The following is a 24611-nucleotide window of genomic DNA, read 5'->3' as shown; positions in this document are numbered from 1 at the left end:
TAAACGCGGATAAAGCAATGCCAAAGGGCGTGGTTGCGCCCCCAGGCATGTTTTTGAATCAGTCGGCGATGCTGACGCCCGAGAAGTTGTTGCGGTTGAACGGACTCACCAGGAAACCCTGCACTTCCTTACGCAGCGGCTGGATCACCGTCGAGTGGGCAATCGGCGTAATGGGGACCTGTTCCTTCAGGTAATGCTGCGCCTGTTTGTACAGCGCAATGCGCTGGTCCTTGTTGGTATTCGAGACAGCGGCCTTGACCAGCGCGTCGTATTTTTCGTCGCACCACATCGAGTAATTGTTGCCGCCGATGGACGCGCAGCTGTACAGCGTGCCCATCCAGTTGTCGGGGTCGCCGTTGTCACCGGTCCAGCCGATCAGCGAAATGTCGTGCTCGCCGTTCTTGCTGCGCTTGAGGTATTCGCCCCACTCGTAACTGACGATGGTCGCCTTGATGCCCACCTTGGCCCAGTCGGCCTGAAGCATCTGGGCCATCAGCTTGGCGTTGGGGTTGTAGGGGCGCTGGACCGGCATGGCCCAGAGGGTCAGTTCGGTGCCTTCCTTGACGCCGGCGGCGCGCAACAACTCGCGGGCTTTTTCCGGGTTGTAGGGCGCGTCCTTGACCGTGTCGTCGTAGGACCACTGCGTCGGTGGCATGGAGTTCTGGGCCAGTTGCCCGGCGCCTTGGTACACCGCAGCGATGATCGCTTGTTTATCCACCGCCATGTCCAGCGCCTGGCGGACCTGCAAGTTGTCCAGCGGGGCGTGGCGTACGTTGTACGAGATGTAGCCGAGGTTGAAACCGGGCTTTTTGATGACCTGCAGGTTTTTGTCCGCTTCGATCGACTCAACGTCTGCCGGGCGCGGATTCAGCGTGACCTGACATTCATTCTTCTTGAGCTTTTGAATGCGCACCGACGCATCTGTATTGATCGCAAAGATCAACTGATCAATCTTGACCCGACTCGGGTCCCAGAACGCATTGTTTTTCACGTAGCGAATCTGCGAATCTTTTTGATAGCGCTGAAACACAAATGGGCCAGTGCCAATAGGCGCCTGGTTAATATCGCGCACATCACCCGTCGCCATCAGTTTGTCTGCATATTCAGCAGACAAGATTGACGCGAAGTTCATCGAGACGTTCTGGATGAATGCCGCATCGACTTTGTTGAGTGTGAACACGACGGTCATTGGATCGGTCTTTTCCACCGACTTGATGTTCTTGTCCAGGCCCATGCTGGTGAAGAACGGAAACTCCGTCGGATAAGCAACGCGGAACGGATGGTCTTTGTGCAGCATGCGATTGAACGTGAACAAGACGTCGTCGGCATTGAAATCGCGCGTGGGCGTGAAGGTCTTGTTGCTGTGGAATTTGACGCCTTCGCGCAGATGGAACGTGTAGGTCAGGTTGTCAGGGGAGATGTCCCAGCTCGTTGCGAGAGCGGGTACGACGGTGGTCTCGCCGCGGGCGAACTCGGCGAGACGGTTGTAGATCGGCTCGGCGGCATCGTTGTCAGTGCCGGAGGTGTACTGACCGATATCAAACCCGGCCGGGCTGCCTTCCGAACAGAAGACCAGGCTTTTGCTGGCAGCCTGAACGCCAGGCGTCATAGCCAGAAGCCCTGCGGCAATAAGTGATGGCATAACGATATTCGAGCGCATGATATTCCTTATCGTAAGAAGCGAATTAAATGCGAATGCCTGCACGATCCATGGCAATTGTTTGCGCAAATGGACAGTCAACGCCCGGATACATCTCACTGTTCAAGATAAACAACGGACAATATTGGCGGCTTGTCAGAAGGTATGTCTCTGGCGCCACACAGTCCATAGTTACGCGTGCTTCAAAGTTTGTAGGAAAAGTGCTTATCGTTAGTAGGCAAGGACTGTAAGCAAGTCGCTACTCATCTAACGATAGTCAATTTCATTTAACGATCGTGCACATGACAACGCGGTCGCGTTGCCCTGAGGCAACGCGACCGGTTGGTCATTTAAAGATATTACTTGCCGCTGACGCTGACGCCGTAGAACGAGTTCAGACCGAATGGGCTGATCTTGAAGTCCTGAACTTCTTTGCGCATCGGCTGATAAACAGTCGAGTGGGCAATTGGAGTCATAGGCACGGCATCTTTCAGCAGATGTTGAGCCTGCTTGTACAGCTCGGTGCGTTTGGCCTGATCGGTGGTTTCCTTGGCCTGGTGGATCAAGGTATCGAACGGCTTGTCACACCATTTGGCGAAGTTGTTGCCGTTGAGGGCGTCGCAGCCAAACAGGGTACCCAGCCAGTTGTCCGGGTCACCGTTGTCGCCGCTCCAGCCAATCAGCATGGCGCCGTTCTCGCCGGCCTTGGCACGCTTGATGTACTCGCCCCACTCATAGGAAACGATCTTGGCGTTGATGCCGATCTTCTTCCAGTCGTTCTGGAGCATCTCGGCCATCAGCTTGGCGTTCGGGTTGTAAGGACGCTGAACCGGCATCGCCCACAGGGTGATTTCGGTACCTTCCTTCACGCCCGCCTGCTTGAGCAGGTCCTTGGCTTTGGCGACGTCGTACGGAGCATCTTTGATGGTGGTGTCGTAGGACCACTGGGTCGGTGGCATGGCGTTGGTCGCCAGTTGGCCCGCGCCCTGATACACCGCGTCGATGATGGCTTTCTTGTCGACAGCCATGTCTAGCGCCTGACGTACTTTCAGGTCAGCCAGCGGGTTTGGCTTGTCTTCGCCTTTGATCTTCGGCATCACGTTGTAGGCGATGTAGCCCAAGTTGAAGCCGGCCTGATCAGGCATCTTCAAAGCAGGGTCAGCCTTCAGTGGCGCGAGGTCGGCCGGACGCGGGTAAGCGGTGATCTGGCATTCGCCTTTCTTCAGCTTCTGCGCACGAACCGAGGCGTCAGTGGTGATGGCGAAAATCAGGTTGTCGACTTTGACGTCTTCAGGCTTCCAGTAGTCCTTGTTCCCGGTGAAGCGGATGTTGGAGTCTTTCTGGTAGCTCTTGAACACGAACGGGCCAGTGCCGATCGGCTTCTGGTTGATGTCTTCCGGCTTGCCTTCTTTGAGCAACTGGGCGGCGTATTCAGCGGACTGAATGGACGCGAAGCTCATCGCCAGGTTCTGGATGAACGCGGCATCAACGGTGCCGAGGGTCATTCTGACGGTGTGATCGTCGACCTTCTCGATCTTGGTGATGTTGGTGTCCATCGCCATGTCGGTGAAGTACGGGAATTCGGTCGGGTACGCCTTACGGAACGGGTCGTCCTTGTTGATCATGCGGTTGAACGTGAACAGCACGTCATCGGCATTGAAGGTACGCGTCGGTTTGAAGTACGGCGTGGTGTGGAATTTCACACCTTCACGCAGGTGGAAGGTGTAGGTCAGGCCATCCGGGGCAACGTCCCAGCTGGTGGCCAAGCCTGGAATGACAGCGGTGCCGCCACGTTCGAACTGGCTCAAACGGTTGAAAACGGTCTCGGCCGAAGCATCGAAGTCGGTACCGGTGGTGTATTGACCTGGATCGAAACCAGCAGGGCTGCCTTCGGAGCAGAACACCAGATTCGATGCTGCATGGGCGAAGGGAGCGCTGGCGATCAAACCTGCGCCGAGAAGAAACGGAATGACCGCTTTTTTGAGCATGGTGGCCTCAGTTGTTGTCATTTTTTGATTGAGGGTACGGCCTTTTGAGCCTGTCCCGCGGATACTTATGCAGGCGCCATACCCAAAGCAAGATGCTGGCGCCAGCAAGGTGACAAACAGTGGCACGAACGTACACGAATGTCGCATAAGTGTAATTTCTGACGCCGCTGAACGTTTGCGTGTCGCATATCGATATCTTTGCAGCACCAAAAGGGTGCATCGCAACGTGGCGATTGCACCCGCTTCGGTCATCAAGTGTTACTTCGCTGTTGGTTTCAGCGAATTATTTGGCCAGGCTCACGCCGTAGAAGGGCGTCAGCCCAAATGGGCTGAGTTTGAAATCCTGTACCTCTTTGCGCATCGGCTGAAATACTTTGGAATTGGCGATGGGTGTGATCGGCACGTCGTTTTTCAGAATGTTCTGCGCTTGCTGGTACAGCTTGATCCGCTCGTCCTTGTTGCTGGTCAGCTTGGCCTGGGTGACCAGCTTGTCGTAGGCCGGGTTGCACCACTTCGCGTAGTTGCTGCCCTTCACCGCGCCACAGCTGTACAGCACGCCCAGCCAGTTGTCGGGGTCACCGTTGTCACCGGTCCAGCCGTAGATCATGACGTCATGCTCGCCGGCCTTGGCGCGCTTGATGTACTCGCCCCATTCATAGCTGACGATGTTGGCCTTGATGCCGATCTTTGCCCAGTCCGACTGAATCATCTGCGCCGACATGCGCGCGTTGGGGTTGGATGCACGCTGTACGGTCATCGCCCACAGATTGATCTGCGTGCCCGGTGCAACGCCCGCTTCCTTGAGCAGTTGCTTTGCTTTTTCAGGATCGTGGGGCGCGTCCTTGATGTTCGGGTCAAAACTCCATTGCGCCGGTGGCAGCGCGTTCTGTGCCAGTTGGCCTGCGCCCTGGTAAACCGCTTTGATGATGGCCGGCTTGTCGATCGCCATGTCCAGTGCCTGGCGCACCTTCAGTTGATCGAGCGGCGGATGGGTCACGTTGTAGGCCAGAAAACCCAGGTTGAAACCGGCCTGGCTCAGCACCTTGAGGTTCGGGTCCTTCTGCGCTTCTTCGATGTCCTGAGGGCGCGGATACCCGCTGATCTGGCACTCGCCGGTCTTGAGTTTCTGCAAGCGGGTGGCTGCGTCGGTATTGATCGAGAAGATCAGGTTGTCGAGCTTCACGTCCTCCGGCTTCCAGTATTTCTTGTTGCCGACGTAACGGATCTGCGCGTCTTTCTGGTAGCGCTTGAACACGAATGGGCCTGTACCGATCGGCTTCAGGTTGATGTCGCCGGCCTTGCCTTGTTTGATCAGTTGCGCCGCGTATTCAGCCGACTGAATCGAGGCAAAGCTCATCGCCAGGTTCTGGATGAAGGCGGCATCGATGTTGTTCAGTTGAAAACGGACGGTCTGGTCGTCGAGCTTTTCCACCTGCTTGATGGTGGTGTTCATGCCCATGTCGGTGAAGTACGGCGACTCCGACGGGTACGCCTTGCGGAACGGGTCGTCCGCATTCAGCAGGCGATTGAAGGTGAACAGCACGTCATCGGCGTTGAAGTCGCGGGTGGGTTTGAAATAGTCCGTGGTGTGGAATTTCACCCCGGGCCGTAAATGAAAGGTGTAGGTCAAGCCGTCGTCGGACACTTCCCATTTGGTAGCCAGCCCCGGCTCGACCTCGGTGCCGCCGCGCTTGAACTGGGTGAGGCGGTTGAAGACTGTTTCTGCTGACGCATCGAACTCGGTGCCGCTGGTGTACTGACTGGGATCGAAGCCGGCAGGGCTGGCTTCCGAGCAATAGACAAGGGTGCTGGCCGCCTGCACCGAGGGAACGCACAGCGCCATTGCGGCTGCCAGGAGCAGGGGTTTGAAGGTTGTGTCCATGTGAACCTCATTAAGTGCGGCACTCATGCCTGAATTCATCGACGGGATGATAGACAGCGGAGAGTGCCGCACTGTTTGGATCTCTTACAAGGTTTCGGGTGGGGTTACTTCAGAATTCCCAGCCACTTCAGGATCTGATGGATTGTCGACCCGGTTGGCGTGAAGCGGAACGCCAGCCACATGGGTGAATTGCTATCCAGAAACTCGCCGCGCATGAAGTTGAGATAAGCCAGGCTGTCCTTTCTCATTTGCTCCGATGCTTTTTCCGCCGAGGCCGCTATCAGCTTTCGGACTTCCAGCATTTCGACCTTGTCCTGGCTGCGGCGCAGGTCCTCGGGATTGCCAGCGGCCCAAGCTGCGACCTGTCTGTTTTGCCAGCTACAGTCCACCGGATGTTTGAAATAAGCCTCCGCCACGGCGATCGGGTCAGCGCGGCCGTTGCCGTTCCAGTAACTGATCATCGCCATGGCGACGCTGCGCACTGCCTCGGTTGCCAACGACGCTGCCAGCAGGTGCAGCGGATGCTGCGCGTGGTCCTTCGCCAACTGCGAGTGTGAGGGGTCGGTACAGCCATTGTCATGTGGGTCCTGTCCGTGGACCGTCTGCCAGTCGTCGACCTGGTCGCCAAAATGGGTCAGCACCTCTTTGAAAATGATCCCGACGGCGTTGCCCGGTACCGCGGACAGTCCCTGCAGATAAGCCGCGCAGCGCTGCAGGTACTCGGCGAACGGCAGATCTACCCAGCTGTCACGAGTGGTGAGAAATGCGTTGTAGATTTCCAGGTAGCGCGGGTTGTGATGCTCCTCGAACAGGATCAACAGCACCTGCTCTCGAGGGCTGCGATAACCGGGTTTTATCGGTTGGTAGATGACGTCTTCGGTAGAAAACAGAATTTCCCCGAGCGGTCCGGCCAGGCTTGCGATCACATCGGTCGGCCCGAACATGCCTGTGACCAAGGGCAAGCCGGCCTTGCAATTCGCCGGCGAGGTCCAGGGCAATACGTTTCGATAGCCGTTGTTGATGAGCGCCAGCTCGACGAAATTGGAATGGGCGAAGAAGTCTTCCAGCACATGCAGCGCGGAGCCAAACGCGCGCAAGCCTTCGGCGTTGGGGCCTTTATCAATGGCGATGCGCAGCTCTCGATGCATGAAGTCGACGGATCGACTGATGTAGCGCTTCATGGACGTCTGGTAATCGACTTCCAGCTGGGGGCTGCCCGCCATGATGGCGACCTCGAAGTCCAGATCCCGGGTGGTGGGGTCTGGCGCGTCGCGGTCGGTGACTTTCGGGTTGTCGATATGCTCGGAAGGGCGATATACCCCCAGGCGCGCGGGCGTCACCTTGTAGTCGGATGTGGGCTGTCGGCGCAGCTCGCCAAAGCGTTTGACCGACAAGATGTCAACAATGCGGGTCAAAGCGTCACGGGACAGCACGTCGGGGAAGTCTTTGGGCATGTCCATCGCCCTGACAATTTTCGGGTCAAGCAGCTGGGAGTAGTCGCGCAGCCAGTTGCCGAAATAAACCGCATTGACCTCAGCCTGTGTCAGGCCGCACGTCAGCAATACCTTCTCTATCTCCAGGTGGGTTTGCTTGGTCTTATTGCCATCGCCCGCCTCGAAGCCCTCCTGATCCGACTCCGGGCGAGGTGCAAGCGGTGTTCCGAGACCCGCGATGTGTTTCCGAATGATCGCGTTGGACGACTGAGCCCAGTGCGCGGTGATTTCATGAGGCAGGTCCTCTTTCACGTCCCACCATAGGGCAATTTGAACCCGGGCTGGAACGGGTTTTGCGATACACGCAAGCCAGAGTGCAAGGCGTGCGCCTTCTTCACCTTCAGCGTCTGCTGCCAACGGATTCGCCGATCGATCCGGTTGAATCAGGTCGCTGCGCAGGACGTTATCAAGATGATGGCCGAACTCGTGCAGCAGGATATTCAGCAGGATTTCGGGCTCGGTGCCGGCAAGGGCACTGCTTACCACTGAAGGGTTGATCCGGATAAGCCGTTCGCGGTTGTCGTAGTGGGCCGGTTTCGGGGCGTCGCTCAAAACGCACTCGGCATTGGCGATCTCGCCGGCGAGAAGCTTTTTGCGCAGCAGCGTGAAGGCGTTGGCAGGGATGTCTTCGCCAAAAATCCAGAGCATGGCAGCCTGAAACTCTCTGGGTGCGAGTGAGGCTGCGGTCTGTGTGAACAGTTCGAGGGCAAAGTTGCTTTGCAATTGCTCATGACGCAGTTCGTCAATGGGCAGGGAGGGGGGTAAACGAGTCATAACGCTTTTCATCCTTGAGTGAGTAAGTGCGCGATGCCGGTCCCTTTGGTCAGGGCAGGCGGCATGGTCCATGCGCGGTGATCCGTTGCAGATTGCGAGTGAATTATTCAGGCAATACGCAGCAATCGGAAATCAGCCAAAGCGTTGAGCGATGTAGGAGGAAACGGCGAGGGAGGGGCGAAGAGGCAACACGGCGAGCGCGAAAAGCGGGGGTGCATGAAGGAAAAAGCGGCAGCCCTTGGCTGCCGCCGTGTGCATCAAGGAATAGCGACTTCGATGACACCGTCTGCCGCGACGCTGACCTGACTGGTGCCGGCCTCGACATCCGGCGTTGGCGCGGCGTCGGCACGGGCGGCCTTCATCATCATGACCGGCGCTCGCAGATACGGCTGCGGGAAACCGGAGGTGTTCAGGTTCAGATTGACCACCTTGTAGCCAGTGCCGCCCAGTGCGTCAGTCACCAGTTTGGCGCGGGCGCGGAAGGCCGTCACAGCGTCCTTGAGCAGAGCGTCTTCGCTGGTCTTGCGCGCGGGGTTGGAGATCGAGAAGTCCATGCCGCCCATTTTCATGTCGCCGCCCAACAGGTCGCCGGTCAACTTGGAGAGGGCAGCGAAGTCTGCGCTTTCCAGACGCAATTCGGCGTGCTCGCGCCAGCCGGTGATCTTCTGGCCTTTGTCGTCGTAGATCGGGTAGCTGTTGCGGCTGCCCTGACGAATGTTGATGTCCTTGACCTGACGCGCTTCGCCCAGGGCCTTGTTCAGGGTTTCAGTGACACCGGCCGCCAGTTTGGCCGGGTCGGTGTTTTGGGATTCGGTGTAGAGCGTGACGGTCATCAGGTCGCGCTGCACTTCCTGGCTGACCTCGGCGCGGACCGAAACCTGGTTGTAGTGAATGTCGTCAGCGAGGGCAGGGGCGCTGGCCAGCGCGAGTGCGCCCAGGGTAAACAATGTGGCAGTGGGACGAAGGCTGAACATAAAAACTCCTTGTTTGGCGAACCGTCCTGAGGCGCATTGCAAGCCCCCGGCGGACGGATGCCCATGAGACTGTGAACCCGGAGGCTTGTTCCTGCGCCGTCACACACCCGTCAGATGGATGTGGCGCTTTGACGCACTTTGACGGCAACTGTTGTCGCATTGGTTATACTCGCTCCGATTCGCCTGGAGCGCTCATCAGGAGAGCTCATGCTCGCCCCCTTGCAACTGCTTTCCGCCACCCGTCAGAACCTCTGGCGCCTGACGTTCATCCGCATTCTGGTGCTGGGTGCACAGGCAGGCTCGGTGGGGTTCGCCTACCTATTCGATCTGCTGCCGCTGCCCTGGCTGCAGCTGGACATCACCCTCGGTTTTTCGGCGATCGTCTGCCTGCTGACCGCCATTCGTCTGCGCACCTCATGGCCGGTGACCGAACTCGAATACGCGGTGCAATTGGCGTTCGACCTGTTTATCCACAGCGCGCTGCTGTATTTCTCCGGCGGCTCGACCAACCCGTTCGTTTCTTATTATCTGGTGCCGCTGACCATCGCTGCAGTGACCCTGCCGTGGCGTTATTCGCTGATCCTGTCGGGCATCGCGCTGGCGCTGTACACGCTGATGCTGGCCAAGTTCTTCCCGCTGGATGCATTTGTGGCCCGCGAGAACATGCAGATCTACGGCATGTGGCTGAGCTTCGCGCTGGCGGCCGGGGTGATCACCTTCTTCGCCGCGCGCATGGCCGAAGAGCTGCGCCGTCAGGAACACATGCGTGCCTTGCGCCGCGAAGAAGGGGCGCGCGATCAGCAACTGTTGGCGGTGGCGACCGAAGCCGCTGGCGCCGCCCATGAGCTGGGCACGCCACTGGCGACGATGAGCGTGCTGCTCAAGGAGATGCAGCAGGACCACAGAGACCCCGCGTTACAGGAAGACCTCTCGGTGCTGCAGGATCAGGTCAAGCTGTGCAAAGAGACGCTGCAGCAACTGGTTCGCGCCGCTGAGGCGAATCGTCGGCTCTCGGTGCAGGAGCAGACCGTTACGCACTGGCTCGATCAGGCGCTCAACCGCTGGCACTTGATGCGTCCGGAAGCCACTTACCGTTTTCAACGCCTGGGGCAGGGCGACGTGCCGATGCTGGCGCCGCCGCCGGATCTCACTCAGGCGCTGCTGAACCTACTCAACAATGCCGCCGATGCCTGCGCCGAAGGGCTCGAGGTGAATCTGGACTGGACCGCCACCGAGATTCGCATCAGCATCCGCGATCATGGCGCCGGCGTCCCGTTGGCCATCGCCGAGCAGATCGGCAAACCCTTTTTTACCACCAAGGGCAAAGGCTTCGGCCTGGGCCTGTTCTTGAGTAAGGCCAGCGTGACCCGCGCGGGCGGCTCGGTGAAACTCTATCCTCACGAGGAAGGCGGCACGCTTACCGAGCTGCGCCTGCCCCGTGACGCACGAGGAGATGAAGCATGACTGACGAAATCCAGGTTGAAGGCGAAGAACTGCCGCACCTGCTGCTGGTGGACGACGACGCCACTTTCACCCGCGTGATGGCACGGGCCATGGCGCGCCGTGGCTTTCGCGTGAGCACTGCCGGTTCCGCCGACGAGGGCCTGGCCCTCGCGCAGCAGGACATTCCGGACTACGCCGCCGTCGACCTGAAAATGGAAGGCGACTCGGGGCTGGTGCTGTTGCCCAAGCTGCTGGAGCTGGACCCGGAAATGCGCGTGTTGATCCTGACCGGTTATTCGAGCATCGCCACCGCAGTCGAAGCGATCAAGCGCGGCGCCTGCAACTACCTGTGCAAACCGGCCGATGCCGATGACGTGCTGGCAGCGCTGCTGTCCGAACATGCCGATCTGGACACGCTGGTGCCGGAAAACCCGATGTCGGTTGACCGTTTGCAGTGGGAGCACATTCAGCGCGTGCTGACCGAGCACGAAGGCAATATCTCCGCTACGGCGCGGGCGCTGGGCATGCATCGACGCACCTTGCAGCGCAAGTTGCAGAAGCGCCCGGTCCGTCGTTAAGCAGGGACTGCTTTTTAAAGATTTATTCATGGAAGATCGTCCGTGGCGTCTGGCACATTGGCGCCAACGCCTATAACTGCCCGCTGCCGAGCTTTTTGCCATGAATTTTGATGTAGATGAATCCAGGGTCAATGACGCTGTGAACGGGAATTTCTTTTCCCGGGTCTGGAAGCTGGTGACGCCTTACTGGCGCAGCGAAGAAAAAGGCATGGCCTGGGTGCTGTTGATCGCAGTGATCGTGCTGTCGCTGTTCAGCGTGTTCATTTCGGTGTTGGTCAACAGCTGGTACCGCGACTTCTACAACGCGCTGCAGAATAAGGACCTGGGGGCCTTCACCCATCTCATCCTCTACTTCTGCGGGATTGCCGCCATCGCCATTCTCGGCGCGGTGTATCGCCTCTATCTGACCCAGATGCTGACCATCCGCTGGCGTCGCTGGCTGACCGAACAGCATTTCGCCAAATGGCTCGCGCACAAGAATTACTATCGGCTGGAGCAGGGCGGTTACACCGATAACCCTGACCAGCGTCTGTCCGAAGACCTCAATAACTTCACGTCCGACACCCTCAGCCTGAGCTTGGGCCTGCTGCGCACGGTGGTCAGTCTGGTGTCGTTCTCGGTGATTCTGTGGGGTGTGTCCGGCAGCATTGAGCTGTTCGGCATCACCATTCCGGGCTACATGTTCTGGGCCGCACTTATTTACGCGGCGGTTGGCAGCTTGCTGACTCACCTGATTGGCAAACGCCTGATCGTCCTGAGCAACCAGCAACAGCGGTACGAAGCCGACATGCGTTTCTCGCTGGTGCGCGTTCGCGAGAACGCCGAAAGCATCGCCCTGTCCGACGGCGAAGCCAACGAGAATCAGCGCCTGAGTGCGCGATTCGGCATGGTCTGGAGCAACTTCTGGACGATCATGAAGGTGCAGAAGCGCCTGACGTTCTTCACCGCTGGTTACTCACAAATCGCCATCGTCTTCGCCTTTGTCGTGGCCGCACCCCGCTACTTCGCCGGCAAGATCGAACTGGGCGAGCTGATGCAGATCAACTCGGCCTTCGGCAACGTGCAGGAGAATTTCAGCTGGTTCATCGACGCGTACACCCAACTGGCATCGTGGCGCGCCACCTGTGATCGTCTGCTCAGCTTCCGTCAGGCCATGGACGAAAACGAAGCGCGCGTGCCGGCCATCCAGGTCAGTCATGAAAGCAACGCCTTGCAGCTTGAAGGCCTGGCGCTGTCTCTCGCAGGCGGTCGCCAGCTCCTGAACAACGCAAACATCAGCATTGCAGCAGGTGAGAAGGTCATGCTCAGCGGGCGCTCCGGCAGTGGCAAAAGTACGCTGCTGCGGGCGATGGGCGGGTTGTGGAAAGAGGGCCATGGTGCGGTGAAATTACCGGCCAAACGCGCGTTTTTCCTGCCGCAAAAACCGTATTTGCCGATCGGCACGCTGCGGGAGGCGTTGAGTTATCCCCAGGCGCCCGAGGTCTATCCTGTCGAGCGCTTTGCCCAAGTGCTGGAAACCTGCCGCCTGGGTCATCTGATTCCACGACTGGACGAGAGCGAGCACTGGCAGCGCATGCTGTCGCCGGGCGAGCAACAACGGGTGGCGTTCGCCCGCGCGCTGCTGTTCGCGCCGGACTGGTTGTATTTGGATGAAGCCACATCAGCGATGGATGAAGAGGATGAAGCCGCGTTGTATCAGGCATTGCTGGACGAGTTGCCGGGCGTGACCTTGCTCAGCATCGGCCACCGCAGCAGCCTCAAGCGCTTCCATCGTCGGCACGTGCGCATCGACGGCGGTCAGTTGCATGAGCAGCCGCTCACCGAAACGGCATTTTGAGCGTAGAGTGCTGAAGCGATAAAGTGTCGTAAACAAGGCGCCTCACCGGGGTTGTTGTGTGATCACACAACCTGGTGAGCTATCATCAGCGTTCAGCGTATTTAGAGATGCATGTTGGATATGGAAAATCAGAGCGCTCCGCCTCGCGCCCGCCGAAAGCACCGCAGTCTCGCGCAGGAATTGGTCACCGAACTCTCCGAGCGCATCCGCACCGGCGGACTCAAGCGCGGCGATAAGTTGCCCACCGAGTCTGCCATCATGGAAGAGCAGGGCGTCAGCCGTACCGTCGTACGCGAAGCCATCTCGCGCTTGCAGGCCTCCGGGCTGGTGGAGACCCGGCACGGCATCGGCACTTTCGTCCTCGACACGCCAAGCCCAAGCGGTTTCCGTATCGACCCGGCGACCATCGTCACCCTGCGTGACGTCCTGGCGATTCTCGAGCTGCGCATCAGTCTTGAGGTCGAGTCGGCCGGCCTGGCTGCTCAACGCCGATCCGCCGAACAACTGGCGGACATGCGCGCCGCCCTCGACGCACTCAACGAAAGTGCGGCCCATGCCAGCGACGCTGTCGGCGCCGATTTCCAGTTCCACATGGCAATTGCCCTGTCGACCGGCAACCGCTACTTCACCGACATCATGAATCACTTGGGTACGAGCATCATCCCCCGTACCCGGCTGAACTCGGCGCGCCTCGCTCATGATGACAACCAGCATTACATGAGCCGCCTGAGCCGCGAGCATGAGGAAATCTACGACGCCATCGCGCGCCAGGACTCCGACGCCGCTCGCGCCGCCATGCGCCTGCACCTGACCAACAGCCGCGAACGACTGCGCCATGCCCATGAAGAGGCTGAATCGCAGCGGGCTTGAGGTGGATTGTTTGAAAGGGCATGGCGTAGCTGCGCTGCCCTTGATTGAAGCGGTTGCGGGGATTGGTTAATAGCCTTGGGATTGCCCCTTTGCCCCTTTGCTCCTTTGCCCCATCGCCCCGGTCCGGAGGCAGATGCAATTGTTATGGCAAACACTGTCAGTGTGGGAGTGAGCTTGCTCACGAAGACGGCATTTCAGGCTCTGCAGATGTACCGGATGTAAGGGCCTCTTCGTCCGGATGCGGCCCAGACCAAGCTCGCTCCCACAGGGTCGTGCAATCTGCGACTACGCAATACCACCATCTGACTGTCGCCACCTCCGCCAAATCTCGGCCTCCCTCAAATCCACCACTCATCCTCACCCGTCATAAATATTTCAAAACGCTATTGAGTGATCCCCCTCCCAGTTGTACGATGACTTACGACATCAGCGCAGGACTGGTGCTTCATCCACAAAAATAGCTCCCCAGGGTGTTCGAATAATGAATCCACAAGAACTGAAGTCCATCCTCTCTCACGGTCTGCTTTCCTTCCCCGTTACCGATTTCAATGCCCAGGGCGACTTCCACCGCGCTGGCTACATCAAGCGTCTGGAATGGCTCGCTCCGTACGGCGCCTCCGCGCTGTTCGCCGCTGGCGGCACAGGTGAGTTCTTCTCCCTGACCGGCGGCGAATACTCCGAGATCATCAAGACTGCCGTCGACACCTGCGAAACCAGCGTGCCGATTCTGGCTGGCGTCGGTGGTCCGACCCGCCAGGCGATTCAGATGGCTCAAGAAGCCGAGCGTCTGGGTGCCAAAGGCCTGCTGCTGTTGCCTCATTACCTGACCGAAGCCAGCCAGGACGGCGTTGCCCTCCACGTTGAAGCGGTCTGCAAATCGGTCAAGATCGGTGTTGTCGTCTACAACCGTAACGTCTGCCGCCTGACGCCTGCGCTGCTGGAACAACTGGCCGAGCGCTGCCCGAACCTGATCGGCTACAAAGACGGCCTGGGCGATATCGAACTGATGGTTTCGATCCGCCGTCGTCTGGGCGACCGCTTCTCGTACTTGGGTGGTCTGCCGACCGCTGAAGTCTACGCCGCCGCCTACAAGGCGCTGGGCGTGCCGGTTTACTCGTCGGCGGTGTTCAACTTCCTGCCGAAAATGGCCATGGACTTCTACCACGCCATCGCCAAAGACGATCACCAGACCGTCGGCAAGCTGATCGACGATTTCTTCCTGCCGTATCTCGACATCCGTAACCGCAAACACGGCTACGCAGTGAGCATCGTCAAGGCGGGCGCCAAGCTTGCCGGCTACGACGCAGGTCCGGTCCGCGCGCCGCTGACTGATCTGACGTCGGACGAAGTCGACATGCTGGCTGCTCTGATGGACAAGCAGGGCAAGCAGTAACTGCCCAGTTGCCGCAAAACCGCTGAGCGATCAGCGGTTTTTTGCCCTCGGGGCTTTGCTAACGGATACCTGGCAGGACAGCTTCACATCGCATCTGTTTTAGGGGCAGGGGCGAGCAGCACACACATAAGATCGTTTACCCGCACAAAAAAATAATTAGTGGGAGTTTCGAACATGCTGAAAACCAAGCCGACCCACGTCCGCTATTTGATCTTGCTCATGCTGTTTCTGGTGACCACGATCAACTACGCCGACCGTGCAACCATCGCCATCGCGGGCTCCAGCCTGCAGAAAAGCCTCGGCATCGACGCCGTCACCCTCGGTTTTATCTTCTCCGCATTTGGTTGGGCGTACGTCGCCGGCCAGATCCCCGGCGGCTGGCTTCTGGACCGTTACGGCTCCAAGAAAGTCTATGCAATGAGCATCTTCACCTGGTCGCTGTTCACCGTGCTACAAGGTTACGTCGGTGAATTCGGTCTCTCGACCGCCATCTTCCTGCTGTTCGCGCTGCGCTTCATGGTCGGCCTCGCCGAAGCACCCTCGTTCCCCGGCAACGCCCGTATCGTGGCGGCTTGGTTCCCGACGTCCGAACGCGGCACGGCCTCGGCGATCTTCAACTCGGCGCAATACTTCGCTACCGTTCTGTTTGCTCCGATCATGGGCTGGATCGTCTACACATTCGGCTGGCAGCACGTTTTCGTCGTGATGGGCAGCATCGGCATCCTGTTCTCGCTGATCTGGCTGAAAGTTATCCACAGCCCGCGCAACCACCCGAACATCAACAAGGAAGAGTTCGATCACATCGCCAACAACGGCGGCATGGTCGATATGGATCAGGACAAGGGCAAAGGCTCGGCCAGCGGTCCGAAATGGGACTACGTACGCCAGTTGCTGACCAACCGCATGATGCTAGGCATTTACCTGGCTCAATACTGCATCAACGGCATCACCTACTTCTTCCTGACCTGGTTCCCGGTGTACCTGGTTCAAGAACGCGGCATGACCATCCTGAAAGCGGGCTTCATCGCGTCACTGCCGGCCATCTGCGGGTTCATCGGCGGCGTACTCGGCGGGATCATCTCCGATTACCTGCTGCGCAAAGGCCACTCGCTGACCTTCGCACGCAAGGCGCCGATCATTGGTGGTTTGCTGCTGTCGACGTCCATCGTCACGTGCAACTACGTCGACATCGAATGGGTCGTCGTGGGCTTCATGGCCCTGGCCTTCTTCGGCAAGGGCGTGGGCGCATTGGGCTGGGCGGTCATGTCCGACGCATCGCCGAAACAAATCGCCGGTTTGAGCGGCGGTCTGTTCAACATGTTCGGTAACATCGCTTCCATCACCACCCCGATCGTCATCGGCTACATCATCAGCACCACCGGTTCGTTCAAATGGGCCTTGGTGTTCGTCGGCGCCAACGCGCTGGTGGCGGTGATCAGCTACATCTTCATCGTCGGTGAAATCAAACGCGTAGAACTCAAGGAAACCCCAACGAAGGGTGCCTTGCCGGCCAGTGAAGCCGAGCTTTCTCAAGCGAAACTCTGAGGAAAAACCGTGATGAACTTGATCCAACATGCCGACTCGCCGCGTTACATTCGCTTGCATGCGCTTGATAACGTCGTCGTCGTGGTCAATGACCAGGGCGTTCCGGCGGGGACTGAATTCGATAACGGTCTGGTGACCGTCGACAACGTGCCGCAGAGCCACAAGGTGAACACCGTGGACATCGCCGAAGGGGAGCCGATCATTCGTTACGGCCACACCATCGGCTATGCGCTGCAGCCGATCCCGAAGGGCAGTTGGGTCAAGGAAGATCAGCTGCGCATGCCGTCGGCGCCGGCGCTGGACAGTCTGCCGATGTCTGACGCGGTGCCGGTCAGGGGCGAGCCGCTGGAAGGCTTCACCTTCGAGGGTTATCGCAACGCCGACGGCACGGTCGGCACGCGCAATATCCTGGGGATTACCACGACCGTTCAGTGCGTGACGGGGGTTCTGGATTTCGCCGTCAAGCGCATCCGCGAAGAACTGCTGCCCAAGTACCCGAACGTCGATGACGTTGTAGCGCTGACCCACAGCTACGGCTGCGGCGTCGCCATCACCGCCAAGGACGCGTACATCCCGATTCGCACCGTGCGCAATCTGGCGCGCAACCCGAACCTGGGGGGCGAGGCGCTGGTGATCAGCCTGGGCTGCGAGAAGTTGCAGGCCGATCAGGTCATGCACAGCGACGACGCCTCGGTTGATCTGAGCGAGCCTTGGCTGTATCGCCTGCAGGATTCCAAACACGGCTTCAATGAAATGATCGAGCAGATCATGGAATTGGCCGAGACGCGTTTGAAGAAGCTCGACCAGCGTCGTCGCGAAACTGTGCCGGCGTCGGAATTGATTCTGGGCATGCAGTGCGGCGGCAGTGATGCGTTTTCCGGCATCACCGCCAACCCGGCACTGGGTTATGCGTCGGACCTGCTGCTGCGCGCGGGCGCTACCGTGATGTTCTCAGAAGTGACCGAAGTGCGTGACGCGATCTACCTGCTGACCTCCCGCGCGGAAAACATGGAAGTCGCTGAAGGCCTGGTTCGCGAAATGGACTGGTACGACCGTTATCTGGCCAAGGGCGAAGCGGACCGCAGCGCCAACACCACGCCGGGGAACAAGAAGGGCGGGCTGTCGAACATCGTCGAGAAGTCCCTCGGGTCGATCGTCAAATCCGGCAGCAGCGCGATCAACGGGGTGCTTGGCCCTGGCGAACGGGTGACGCGCAAAGGCCTGATCTTCTGCGCAACGCCAGCAAGCGATTTTGTTTGCGGGACGCTGCAACTGGCAGCAGGGATGAACCTGCACGTGTTCACAACCGGACGCGGCACGCCGTATGGTCTGGCGATGTCACCGGTGGTGAAAGTGTCGACCCGCACGGAGCTGGCACAGCGCTGGCCCGATCTGATCGATGTTGATGCAGGGCGCATTGCAACCGGGCGCGCCAGCATCGAGGACCTGGGATGGGAGCTTTTTCACTTCTACCTCGACGTCGCCAGCGGAAAGAAGACGACCTGGACCGAGAAGTATCGTCTGCACAACGACATCACCCTGTTCAACCCGGCGCCGATTACATAAGCCGGAATTCAGCCCTCTACCAGCCGGGTTTAGTAGTCCGGCTGGTGCATGGTCCATGTGGGAGTGGTCGTGTCGCCACAGGTTTCTGCGTCGTACTCAGCGCCCGGTGGCAGCGAGCTTGCTCGCGAATACGTCACTTCTGCCGCTAAAGAGTCAAGGCATCAGCGGCTAGTCACCAACCCCGCTTTCTCTTCACCCGCCTCAGGCTCCGGTTCCGGAAACGCCTCGGTGTGATCAAACTCCACGCCTTCGCCCATCGCCTTGTATTTCTTGCGCAGCGCGTGCAATTCCTTCTGATCAAGATTATCCAGACTCAGCACGGCGTTCTGCGCGTCCTTCGTCACGCGCAGCAGTTCGTCGATCTTGATATGCATCTCATCGGTGTCGCGGTTCTGGGTGTTCTGAATCAGAAAAACCATCAGGAAGGTGATGATGGTGGTGGACGTATTGATGATCAGCTGCCAAGTGTCGTTGTAGTGGAAGAATGGCCCGGTCACGGCCCACACACAGATCAGGGCAATCGCCACGAGGAAGGTTCGTGGGCTGCCGGACCACTGCGACAAGGCCTGCGCGAACTTCGAGAATTTCATTAACGGGTTTCCTTAGTTAACCAAGAGAGATACCCAAGGGACCACGCTAAGTCTTTGAAATTTCTTATCGCAACATGAAATCGGCGACAGGTTTCAGTCCCAGCCGAACACTTCACACGCGTTGGCGGTGCTCGCTGCGGCCAGTTTGTTCGCAGGGATTTTCATCAGTTCGGCGATGGCCGCGCATATATCGGGAAGGTGCTCGGGGCTGTTGCGCAAGCCCGGAAACATCGCAGGCGCCATGTCCGGGGAATCGGTTTCCAGCACAATGCTTTCGAGCGGCAACTCGGCGATCACCCGGTGCATGCGCAAGGCCTGCGGCCAGGTCGCTGCACCGCCCAGCCCCAGCTTGTAACCCAGCTTGATGTATTCGCGGGCTTCCTCGCGGCTGCCGGCGAAAGCGTGAACGATGCCGCGGCGCTTGAGTTTGAAACGCTTGAGCGCTGCGATGGTGTCGGCATGGCTGCGGCGCACGTGCAGCAGGGGAGGGAGGTTGAAGTCGGCGGCCAGCTGCAACTGCTGGTCGAGCAAGGTCTGTTGTGGCGGGCGGTCCAGGGATTCGATGTAGTAATCCAGACCGATCTCGCCCACGGCGCACAGCTTGGGATGCCCGGCCAGACGGGTCAGCCAGTCGCGCAATTGCTGCACATGCTCGGGCTGATGCTCTTCCAGGAACACCGGGTGCAAGCCCAGCGCGGCGTACACCGAAGGTTCGCTGAGCGCCAGATCCCACACTCGCTGCAGATTGCGCTGATAGACGCCCAACACCACGATGCGCTCCACCCCAAGCTGCCGGCTGTTGGCGAGGACGTCGTCGCGGTCGGCGTCGAAATCGTCGAAATCCAGGTGCGTGTGGGTGTCGATCAGTCGCACGTTGCTTACGCCTCGTGAATCCGCTGTTTGAATGTCCGCACGATGGCATGCACGCCCGGTTCGTACTGATCCTGCTCAATGGCCGACAACGCCAGCGCGAGGGCTTTCTCGGCGATCAAAGGGTGCTGCTGAGCCATGGCATTGACTGGCAACGGCAGGAAATCCAGCAACTGCGTGTCACCGAACGTGCCCAGGTGAAGTTGGTCCGGATTCAGGCGGCGCTGGTGCAGCAGGTCGAACACCCCTTGCAGCAGGACGTAGGACGTGGTGATCAGCGCGTCGGGGAAATACCCCAGGCGATCAAACATGTCGCTGGCCAGTCGCAGGCCGCAATCACGGCTGAACGCGTCGCCGTGTTCGATGATCACCGAGCCTTCGAAACCCTCCAGCGCGTCTTCGAAGCCGCTGGCCCGCGCCTTACTGACGCTCAGTTCGGGCTGCGCGCCGATCAGGGCGATGTGCCGGGGGTTGATCTCCAGCAGGCTGCGGGTCAGCTGCTGGCTGGCGTCGTGGTCGTCGCTGACCACCGAGCAGAAGTACGCCGGGTCCATCTCCCGGTCGATGGCGATGACCGGCGTTCCTTGCTGCTGCAGCGCCCGGTAGCTGTCATCGCTGGCCGGCAGGCAACTGGCGACGAACAGCGCATCGCAGCGTCGCGCGCGAAACAGCTGCAACAACTGCAACTCGCTGATGGGATCGTCGTCAGAACTGGCGATCAGCAGCTGGTAGCCGCGCGCGCGGGCGCCCTGTTCCAGTTGCTTGGCAATGCGCGCGTAACTGGGGTTTTCCAGGTCGGGCAGGATGAAGCCGAGGGTTCGGGTATGCCGGCTGCGCAACCCGGCGGCCTGCGGGTTGGGCCGGAAGCCGTGGGCGTCGACCACCGCGCGCACACGCTCGACCGTCGCACTGCTGATGCGTTGCTGTTCGGCCTTGCCGTTGATCACGTAGCTGGCCGTGGTCACAGAAACACCGGCCAGACGCGCAATATCACTGAGTTTCAAGCCGGGCATCCTTTCGTGATGGGAAGCAGAAGTGAGAGCTGAACTACCGTGGCAGGGATTTTCACCGATTAACAGCCATCATGACAGCAGACCGTCGTCTTGTAGGAAGCATGTAGCCCGCTCGGGATGTTTCCTACACGATTCGACCGGATGAGCTTCAAACCGCCGGGATTATCAAGTAACGTGCGCGACACTTTAGATTAAACGATTCAGCAGGCCTGTTTATGGCACTTTTTGCCCAATCGCACCTCTGAATGCCGCATTCAATATTCGCAAACCGTCAGTCATCGGTGTCTACGACCGGTCCTACAACAAGAATCTGGCGCGACCTCGCGCAGCACAGGAGAACGCAATGCTCGAGCTGACCATAGAGCAAATTTCCATGGACCAGTCGGCGGTGGACAAGCCCGCCGCGTTGCAACTGCTGGCTGACTTGCTCGTCGCTGACGGCCTGGTGGCTGCCGGCTACCTTGCAGGCTTGCAGGCGCGCGAGCAACAAGGCTCGACGTTTCTGGGCCAGGGCATCGCCATTCCCCACGGCACGCCACAGACCCGCGACCAGGTGTTCGCCACCGGCGTGCGCCTGATGCAATTCCCCGAAGGCGTCGACTGGGGCGACGGGCAGATGGTTTATCTGGCCATTGGCATCGCCGCCAAGTCTGACGAGCACCTGCGTTTGCTCCAGCTGCTGACCCGCGCCCTCGGTGAGAACGACTTGGGCGAAGCGCTGCGTCAGGCCAAGGACCCCGAGTCGCTGCTCAAACTGCTGCAAGGCGCGCCGCAGGAACTGGCCCTCGATGCGCAGATGATCAGCCTGGGCGTCATGGTCGATGATTTCGAAGAACTGGTCTGGCGCGGCGCGCGTCTGCTGCGCAAGGCCGAGTGCGTGAACAACGGCTTCGCGGCGGTCCTGCAGCAGGTCGAGCCGCTGCCATTGGGCGAAGGCCTCTGGTGGCTGCACAGCGAGCAGATGGTCAACAAGCCCGGCCTGGCCTTCGTCACCCCGGACAAGCCGATGAGGCATCTGGGTCAGTCGCTGACAGGGCTGTTTTGCCTCGCCAGTCTGGGCGAATCACACCAGGCGTTGCTTGAACGCCTGTGCTCGTTGCTGATCGAAGGCCGCGGCCACGAACTGGGCAAGGCCACCAGCAGCCGCGCCGTGCTCCAGGCGTTGGGCGGCGAAGTGCCGCCAGACTGGCCGAGCGAGCGCGTAACCCTGGCCAATGCCCACGGCCTGCACGCGCGGCCGGCGAAAATCCTCGCGCAGTTGGCCAAAGGCTTCGACGGCGACATCCGCGTGCGCATTGTCGACGGCACCGAGAATCCTGTGTCCGCCAAGAGCCTGAGCAAACTGCTGAGCCTCGGCGTGCAGCGCGGTCAGTCCCTTGAGTTCATTGCCGAGCCGACCATTGCCGCCGATGCCTTGCCTGCGTTGATCGCTGCGGTGCTCGAAGGCCTGGGCGAAGAAATCGAGCCGTTGCCGACCCACAGCGAATCCGCGCCAGCTCCGGCGATCGTTGAGAAAACCCTCAGCGCGCCCGTTGCTGGCGCTCAGATTCAGGCCGTTCCTGCGGCGCCCGGCATCGCTTTCGGCCCGGCCCACGTGCAGGTTCTGCCGGTGATCGATTACCCGATGCAGGGCGAGTCGCAAAGCGTCGAACACGAACGCCTGCACAGTGCGCTGGCGCAGGTGCGCATCGACATCGAGCAGTTGATCGAGCGCAGCACGGCGAAAGCCATTCGCGAGATTTTCGTCACCCACCAGGAAATGCTTGCCGACCCCGAACTGGTCGACGAAGTGGCCCAGCGCTTGAAGCAAGGCGAGAGCGCGGCAGCGGCGTGGATGAACGTGATCGAGGCCGCCGCCCGTCAGCAGGAACAGCTCAAAGACGCGCTGCTGGCCGAACGTGCCGCTGACTTGCGGGATGTCGGTCGCCGCGTGCTGGCGCAGATCTGCGGCGTCGAGGATCTGGTTGAGCCTGAAGAACCGTACATTCTGGTGATGGACGAAGTCGGGCCGTCCGACGTCGCACGTCTGGACCCTGCGCGCGTCGCCGGGATTCTCACCGCGCGCGGCGGCGCCACGGCCCACAGCGCCATCGTTGCCCGGGCGTTGGGAATCCCGGCGCTGGTCGGTGCCGGCGATGCCGTGTTGCTGATCAAATCCGGCACGCAGTTGTTGATCGACGGCCAGCGCGGGCGTCTCGACGTCGCGCCAGGCGAAGCAACCCTGCAGCGCGCCTTGCAGGACCGCGACACCCGCGAGCAACGCCTCAAGGCTGCGGCTGCGCTGCGCATGGAGCCTGCGATCACCCAGGACGGCCACGCCGTTGAGGTGTTCGCCAACATCGGTGACAGCGCCGGTACGCCGGCCGCGGTGGAGCAGGGCGCCGAAGGGATTGGCCTGCTGCGCACCGAATTGCTTTTCATGGCCCACAGCTCTGCGCCCGATGAAGCGACCCAGGAAGCCGAATACCGTCGCGTGCTCAAAGACCTCGACGGTCGCCCGCTGGTGGTTCGCACCCTGGACGTCGGCGGCGACAAGCCGCTGCCGTATTGGCCGATCGATAAAGAAGAAAACCCGTTTCTCGGCGTGCGCGGCATTCGCCTGACCTTGCAGCGCCCGGACATCATGGAAAGCCAGCTGCGCGCGTTGCTGCGTGCGTCGGACAATCGCCCGCTGCGCATCATGTTCCCGATGGTGGGCACCGTTGAAGAATGGCGTCAGGCCCGGGACATGACCGAGCGCCTGCGTCTGGAGATCCCGGTGGCCGACCTGCAACTGGGCATCATGATCGAAGTACCGTCGGCGGCGCTGCTGGCGCCGGTGCTGGCCAAGGAAGTGGACTTCTTCAGCGTCGGCACCAACGACCTGACCCAGTACACGATGGCGATCGACCGCGGTCACCCGACCCTGTCCGCCCAGGCCGATGGCCTGCACCCGGCGGTGTTGCAACTGATCGACATCACCGTGCGTGCGGCGCATGCCCATGGCAAGTGGGTGGGCGTCTGCGGCGAACTGGCCGCCGACCCGCTGGCCGTGCCGGTGCTGGTCGGCCTGGGTGTGGATGAATTGAGCGTCTCGGCGCGGAGCATCGGCGAAGTCAAAGCCTGCGTCCGTGAATTGAATCTGATCGAAGCCCGAAAACTTGCGCAGGCGGCCCTGGCCGTTGGCAGCGCGGCAGACGTGCGAGCCTTGGTGGAGGGGCTGTAATGGCGAAAATACTGACATTGACCATGAACCCGGCGCTGGACCTGACCGTGCAGTTGGGCCCCTTGCAGATCGGCCAGGTCAACCGCAGCGACGCCATGCTCAGCCACGCGGCGGGTAAGGGCATCAACGTCGCTCAGGTGCTGGCTGACTTGGGCCACGAGCTGACCGTTGCCGGCTTCCTCGGCGTGGATAACCAGCAGCCGTTTGAAACCCTGTTCGCCAAGCGCGGCTTCGTCGATGAGTTCGTGCGGGTGCCGGGTGAGACGCGCAGCAACATCAAATTGGCCGAAAGCAGCGGGCGAATTACCGACCTCAACGGCCCAGGCCCCGAAGTCAGCGCCCAGGCGCAACAGGCGCTGGCCGCTCGGGTTGAGCAGATCGCGTCGGGTTTTGATGCGGTGGTCGTGGCCGGCAGTCTGCCCCGTGGCGTGAGCGCGCAGTGGCTGAAAACGCTGTTGCTGCGCCTCAACGCGATGGGCCTGAAAGTGGCGCTGGACACGAGTGGTGAAGCCTTGCGCGCCGGGCTCGAAGCGTCGCCGTGGATGATCAAACCCAACACCGAAGAATTGGCCGACGCCCTCGATGCGCCGATCATTTCCATTGACGCTCAAGCGCAAGCGGCGGCGGACCTGCGCCAGCGCGGCATCGAGCACGTGGTGATTTCCCAGGGCTCGGAAGGCGTTCACTGGTTCAGTGCCGACGTGGCGCTGCAGGCGCTGCCGCCCAAAGTCACGGTCGCCAGCACCGTCGGCGCGGGTGATTCGCTGCTGGCCGGGATGGTTCACGGTTTGCTCTGCGGGCATAAACCCGAGCAAACCCTGCGCACCGCCACGGCCATTGCGGCCATGGCCGTCACTCAGATCGGCTTCGGCATCAATGATCCGGCGCAATTGAAACGTCTGGAAAGCGGCGTCAACGTCCGCGTCCTGACGGCATAACAAGAGAGGAAGT

The 24611-nt window shown here is 60.2% G+C and carries 17 protein-coding genes; 9 read left to right on the top strand and 8 right to left on the bottom strand.

Translation table 11 applies throughout. The annotated features are described in order from the left end of the window. Positions 1-58: 58 nt before the first annotated feature. From AC07VF_RS09960 to AC07VF_RS09940, 5 genes are all read right to left on the bottom strand, one after another. Complete coding sequence (locus tag AC07VF_RS09960; protein ID WP_192170678.1) at positions 59-1660, bottom strand: ABC transporter substrate-binding protein; 1602 nt, start codon at positions 1658-1660, stop codon at positions 59-61. 338 nt (positions 1661-1998) lie between these two features. After that, positions 1999-3627: an ABC transporter substrate-binding protein gene (locus tag AC07VF_RS09955; RefSeq protein WP_282372486.1), complete on the bottom strand. Its 1629-nt coding sequence runs from the start codon at positions 3625-3627 to the stop codon at positions 1999-2001. Between the two features lie 283 nt (positions 3628-3910). Next, positions 3911-5509 carry an ABC transporter substrate-binding protein gene (locus tag AC07VF_RS09950; RefSeq protein ID WP_495007924.1) on the bottom strand — a complete coding sequence of 533 codons (1599 nt, stop codon included), beginning with the start codon at positions 5507-5509 and terminating at the stop codon, positions 3911-3913. A 104-nt stretch (positions 5510-5613) separates the two neighbouring features. Further along, a complete protein-coding gene (locus AC07VF_RS09945) occupies positions 5614-7776 on the bottom strand; it encodes an HET-C-related protein (RefSeq protein ID WP_495007923.1) in 2163 nt (720 codons plus the stop codon). Positions 7777-8033: 257 nt separating this feature from the next. Further along, positions 8034-8750 carry an SIMPL domain-containing protein gene (locus AC07VF_RS09940; protein WP_346629979.1) on the bottom strand — a complete coding sequence of 239 codons (717 nt, stop codon included), beginning with the start codon at positions 8748-8750 and terminating at the stop codon, positions 8034-8036. Positions 8751-8957: 207 nt separating this feature from the next. Between AC07VF_RS09940 and AC07VF_RS09935 the strand changes: the two genes are divergently transcribed. From AC07VF_RS09935 to garD, 7 genes are all read left to right on the top strand, one after another. Further along, entirely contained in the window at positions 8958-10214 is a 1257-nt protein-coding gene (locus tag AC07VF_RS09935; RefSeq protein WP_192170683.1) for an ATP-binding protein, read from the top strand. Then, a complete protein-coding gene (locus tag AC07VF_RS09930; RefSeq protein WP_065990162.1) occupies positions 10211-10771 on the top strand; it encodes a response regulator transcription factor in 561 nt (186 codons plus the stop codon). Before AC07VF_RS09935 ends, AC07VF_RS09930 begins: the two co-directional genes overlap by 4 nt. A 100-nt stretch (positions 10772-10871) precedes the next feature. Next, positions 10872-12608 (top strand): ABC transporter ATP-binding protein/permease, encoded by a 1737-nt coding sequence (locus AC07VF_RS09925; protein WP_495007922.1) that lies wholly within the window; start codon positions 10872-10874, stop codon positions 12606-12608. A gap of 120 nt (positions 12609-12728) precedes the next feature. Then, the gene (locus AC07VF_RS09920) at positions 12729-13478 is read left to right on the top strand and encodes a FadR/GntR family transcriptional regulator (protein ID WP_133776307.1); all 750 of its coding nucleotides are present in this window, start codon (positions 12729-12731) and stop codon (positions 13476-13478) included. 481 nt (positions 13479-13959) lie between these two features. Next, complete coding sequence (kdgD, locus tag AC07VF_RS09915) at positions 13960-14871, top strand: 5-dehydro-4-deoxyglucarate dehydratase (RefSeq protein WP_192170685.1); 912 nt, start codon at positions 13960-13962, stop codon at positions 14869-14871. A gap of 174 nt (positions 14872-15045) precedes the next feature. Next, positions 15046-16416, top strand: a complete 1371-nt coding sequence (locus tag AC07VF_RS09910; RefSeq protein ID WP_192170686.1) for an MFS transporter — start codon at positions 15046-15048, stop codon at positions 16414-16416. Between the two features lie 12 nt (positions 16417-16428). Further along, entirely contained in the window at positions 16429-17982 is a 1554-nt protein-coding gene (gene garD, locus AC07VF_RS09905; RefSeq protein ID WP_192170687.1) for a galactarate dehydratase, read from the top strand. Between the two features lie 161 nt (positions 17983-18143). Here the strand turns inward: garD and AC07VF_RS09900 are convergent, their stop codons facing one another. From AC07VF_RS09900 to cra, 3 genes are all read right to left on the bottom strand, one after another. Further along, positions 18144-18572: a low affinity iron permease family protein gene (locus tag AC07VF_RS09900; RefSeq protein ID WP_192170688.1), complete on the bottom strand. Its 429-nt coding sequence runs from the start codon at positions 18570-18572 to the stop codon at positions 18144-18146. Positions 18573-18665: 93 nt separating this feature from the next. Further along, positions 18666-19445, bottom strand: coding sequence for a TatD family hydrolase (locus AC07VF_RS09895; protein WP_495007921.1), 780 nt, complete (start codon positions 19443-19445; stop codon positions 18666-18668). A 5-nt stretch (positions 19446-19450) separates the two neighbouring features. Beyond that, a complete protein-coding gene (gene cra / locus AC07VF_RS09890) occupies positions 19451-20446 on the bottom strand; it encodes a catabolite repressor/activator (protein WP_346625625.1) in 996 nt (331 codons plus the stop codon). 352 nt (positions 20447-20798) lie between these two features. Between cra and ptsP the strand changes: the two genes are divergently transcribed. Together ptsP and pfkB are read left to right on the top strand one after the other, a co-directional pair. Then, positions 20799-23660, top strand: coding sequence for a phosphoenolpyruvate--protein phosphotransferase (gene ptsP / locus AC07VF_RS09885; protein WP_192170691.1), 2862 nt, complete (start codon positions 20799-20801; stop codon positions 23658-23660). Beyond that, positions 23660-24598 carry a 1-phosphofructokinase gene (gene pfkB, locus AC07VF_RS09880; protein WP_192170692.1) on the top strand — a complete coding sequence of 313 codons (939 nt, stop codon included), beginning with the start codon at positions 23660-23662 and terminating at the stop codon, positions 24596-24598. The genes ptsP and pfkB overlap by 1 nt, the downstream gene beginning before the upstream one ends. The last annotated feature ends 13 nt before the right edge of the window (positions 24599-24611 follow it).

The sequence above is a fragment of the Pseudomonas sp. GW821-FHT02H06 genome (assembly GCF_059421525.1).
The sequence above is the reverse complement of the archived record's forward strand: the minus strand, read 5'-3'. Positions and strand labels throughout refer to the sequence as shown.